This is a genomic window from Neisseria sp. P0021.S005 (assembly GCF_051956955.1).
On the sequence record NZ_JBQCWY010000255.1, the window covers coordinates 1 to 4,081 of the forward strand.

General features: G+C 50.8%; 4 protein-coding genes. All 4 read right to left on the minus strand.

What is annotated here, in order from left to right; translation table 11 throughout:
- Window positions 1–299, minus strand: a 299-nt coding sequence (locus tag ACTHUE_RS12150) for a Wzz/FepE/Etk N-terminal domain-containing protein (protein ID WP_440423565.1), incomplete at its 3' end; no start/stop codon positions are given.
- A gap of 26 nt (window positions 300–325) precedes the next feature.
- Window positions 326–775, minus strand: a complete 450-nt coding sequence (locus ACTHUE_RS12155) for a low molecular weight protein-tyrosine-phosphatase (protein ID WP_070584690.1) — start codon at window positions 773–775, stop codon at window positions 326–328.
- Between the two features lie 171 nt (window positions 776–946).
- On the minus strand, window positions 947–2,074 hold the full coding sequence (locus ACTHUE_RS12160; protein ID WP_107769120.1) for a polysaccharide export protein: 1,128 nt from the start codon (window positions 2,072–2,074) through the stop codon (window positions 947–949).
- Between the two features lie 43 nt (window positions 2,075–2,117).
- Window positions 2,118–4,019 carry a polysaccharide biosynthesis protein gene (locus tag ACTHUE_RS12165; RefSeq protein WP_107769121.1) on the minus strand — a complete coding sequence of 634 codons (1,902 nt, stop codon included), beginning with the start codon at window positions 4,017–4,019 and terminating at the stop codon, window positions 2,118–2,120.
- Window positions 4,020–4,081: the final 62 nt, after the last annotated feature.

Genomic DNA, 4,081 nt, shown 5'->3' on the forward strand with positions numbered 1-4,081 from the left:
GTTTTACCCAGCACCAAGCGTGATTGAACCAGCTCGACTTCTGCTTCAGACGGCGTGGTTTGATTGTTGAAGATGCTGTTGATTTCGGTCAGGATTTGGTTTTGTCGCGTTTCAATTTCCAGCATGGCGTCGGCACGGTATTGCGGAGTGGATGCCAGGCTGAAGGCTGCGCCAAGAATGCCGCCTGCAAGCAGGGCAGCGAGGATTTTGTATTTATTTGTCCAAATTACGCGCAGCTGTTGACCGAAGTCGATTTCGTCATTGTCTGCGCTGTAAGGTATGTAGGTCGTTTTTTTCATTGCTTGCTTTCTTGTTTATGCCGGTTTTATACCGGTTGAGTTTTTCCGTTTAGTTTGGTTTTCCAAGTGTCTGCGGCAGCATTGAGCTGTTCAAAAACGGCTTCAAACATTTCGCTGCTTTGTTTGTATGGGTCAGGTACGGTTTTTTTAGGTAACCATTGGGCAAACAGCATGGTTTTGCTGCGTGCCGGCGAATGGATGTCGGCAACCATATCGATTTGACTGGGCTCCATCACAAGAATCAAATCGGCCTGCTCGCACATTTGGGCGGTCAGCTGGCGTGCCGTATGGCCTGCAACGATAACGCCGTGTTTGAGTGCGGTTTTAATAGCTTGGAAATCGGCATCCTTCCCTGCCAGTGCTTTTATGCCGGCGCTGCTGATTTGATGGCCGGGTAGTTTTTTCTGCATGATCCGCTCTGCTGTAGGGGAGCGGCAGATGTTGCCTAGGCAGACGATGAGTATGTTGTGGTACATGATATTGTTTTCGGTTTATGGTCTGAAAAAAGCGTGAGTCAGACTATAAGATACTGCTTTTCCGTTTGTGTGGTGTGTACGGCTTTTGTATGCCGTTTATGTAATTGGTTTGGATTGTGCGTAATTTTGTATCCTGCTGTCAAACGAGGGTCTGACAGCAGGAACCACTGTTTATTTAAATGTATTGTCGAGGGTGTTGACGTTGCTGATGGAGTTGGTAATTTGTGACATTACGCGGTTCCAACGGGTAACCGGGGCGGCGGTAACGTAAACGGTATCTTCCGAACGCAGTTTGAATTCGCTGCCCAGCGCGTAAGAAGTCGCATCTTTCAGGTTGAGCTGATAGATGTGGATAGGTTTGGCCGCATCTTCTGGTGCGCGGCGGATCACGAATACGCCGGTTGCATCAGCATAGTTTTGGTTCATGCCGCCGACTTCGCCGAGCGCTTGGGTCAGGTTGAGGCCGTGATTGCCGATCGGCAGAGTGGCTTGTTTGCCGACTTCGCCCATGATGTAGATTTTGTTGTTGCTGCTGTTAGGAACGTAAACGATGTCGCCATGGCTGAGAAGATGGTTTTGTGACATATCGCCGTATTGCAGCATGTCTTGCAGGGAAATGGTGCGGTCGACGCCGTTGTGCGTCCATTTGATGTGTTGGGTGTCGGCACTTTGGGTGACACCGCCTGCTTGGTTGATGGCATCCAAAATGGTCATCGGGATATTGGTAATCGGCTGCTGACCTGCTTGGTTGATAGCACCGGATACTGAAATGCGTTGCGAACGGAATTCGGTAACGTTGATGGCTACTTGAGGGTTTTTGATGTAGCGTTTCAGAAGGCTGGTCAGGGTATTTTGCAATTCGTCCAAAGTTTTGCCTTTAGCTTGAATTTTGCCTGCCAATGGATAAGTAATATAACCGCCCTCATCTACCCAGGCACCGCGGCTGACTTGGTTGGTTTGCGGGTTGCTTTGCTGGATAGGGGAGTTGAGGTCGGAGTGCGCCCAAACCATGATATTGAGGACGTCGCCGCTGCCGATGCGGTAGCGGTAAGCACTTTTGCTTTGCTCCAAACCTTGGTTGTTTTGGGAAAGTACAGGCGGCTTGCGCATTTTTTCAATTAGGTTGGGTGTGATGGGGTAAACGGCAACGCGGCTGTCGAGATTGGTATCGGCTGCGGTGTCGGTATCGGTGTAAACAATTGTTTTGGTTCTGGTTTTGATGGTTGAACCAGGAATAACTGTCGTGCTGTTACAGGCAGTTAGTGCTAATAAAGCAAGCAGGGAGAGTGTTTTTTTCATGTAGTAGTCCTTGCGGGATGGTGTCCGGGCTGTCTGAAAATATTCAGACGGCCTTATTGTTTTGTTGCCAAACCAGGTCGCAGATACCGTCTTTAGGTACGAAGCCTGTCGGTGCGCGCAACAGAAGCTGGCGCAGGCTGTTTTGGTCGCTTTGGAGACAAGCGGTTTCGAGTTCCGACAGTATGTCAGATAATTGCGTCCATGGAAGCATTACTTCACTGGCGGTCATAATCCGGGGATGAGTGGTTTTTTGCACCTCATCACCGATGAGCAGTTCTTCATAAAGTTTCTCGCCCGGGCGCAGGCCGGTAATCTTGATTTCGATGTCGCCGTGTGGGTGTTGCTCATCTTTGACTTTGAGGCCGCTGAGGACAATCATTTGACGGGCAAGGTCGATGATTTTGACGGATTCGCCCATGTCGAGGACGAATACGTCGCCGCCTTTACCCATTGCACCGGCTTGGATAACCAGTTGCGCCGCTTCGGGAATGGTCATGAAGTAGCGGGTAATGTCTTGGTGGGTCAGGGTAATCGGGCCGCCTTCGGCAATTTGTTTTTCAAATACAGGGACAACGGAGCCGGACGAACCCAATACATTGCCGAAACGCACCATGCAGAAGCGTGTTTTTTGTTCTGGCTCGGCGGCAAGCGCTTGTAGGCAGAGTTCGGCCATGCGTTTGCTGGCGCCCATGGTGTTGGTCGGACGGACGGCTTTGTCGGTGGAAATCAAAACAAAGGTGGAAACGCCTGCATCTACGGCAGCCTGCGCGCAGCAGAGTGTGCCGAATACGTTGTTTTGAATGCCTTCGATGGTGTTGAATTCGACCATAGGGACGTGTTTGTAGGCTGCGGCATGATAAACGGTGTCGACATGATAGGCCTTCATGATGCTGCTAAGGCGTTCTTTGTTTTGAACCGAGCCTAAAAGCGGTACGACTTCGACTTGACTGCCTTGCGCGGCTTGGGTTTCGCGCAATTCTTTGTCTATGCTGTATAGGGCAAATTCGGACAATTCAAACAACAGCAGTTTGGTCGGACGGCAGTTGAGAATCTGACGGCAAAGTTCGGAGCCGATAGAGCCGCCTGCGCCGGTCACCATCACGACTTTGTCGCTGATGTCGGCACTCATTAATTCAGGGCGCGGTGCCACAGGGGTGCGGCCGAGCAAATCGACCACAGAGATTTTTTTCAATGAGCTGACGTTGATTTTGCCGTCCACCAAATCCTTCATGCCCGGAATGGTCAGGACTTCGCATTTGTACGCTTCGAGGCGGCGGATAATGTCTTTGCGTTCTTCCGGCGTAGAACTTGGAATCGCCAGCAGAATTTTGCGGACGCCGTAGCGGCTGATCAGCATCGGGATTTCGTTGGGGTTGTAGACGGCAAGGTCATAGATGACGGTACGTTGGATTTTCGGGTTGTCATCGACAAAGGCGATGGCCGAGTATTCGTTAACCTGTTTGATGGCTTCCAGTAATTGGCGGCCGGATTGGCCTGCGCCGTAGATGATGACGGGGGTCATTTGTTTGCGGTGATGATCGGTCAGAATCGCACGCAGGATCATGCGCGAGCTGGTAACGCCAACCACCAAGACCAAGAAATAGACGATGGGCAGGGCAAGGTGTAGTTTTTGTTCAAAAATCAGGGTGGTCAGGCAGAACAAGACCGCTGAAATGATGCTGCCGAATGCGGCGGCGGTCAGGACGCGGATGCTGACAAAGCGCGTGACGGCGCGATAGAGGCCGATACGGATGAAAAGGATAATGGTCAGCACAGCGGTGCTGCCGAAAGCCAGCCAGTTGGCGATACTCAACCATTCGTCGGAATATTGCACTTTGAGGCTTTGGGCAAACCAAAACGCCACGAATATCATCAAGATATCGTGGATGACGAAGAAGGTTTTTTTAAGGTTGCGCGGCAGAGCCAGCAGGGTTTCCAAGTTCATTTTATATTTCTTGTGTCTGAGTGTTGTAATGTGGCTTGGTACGGATTGTTTGAAGCAGGCTG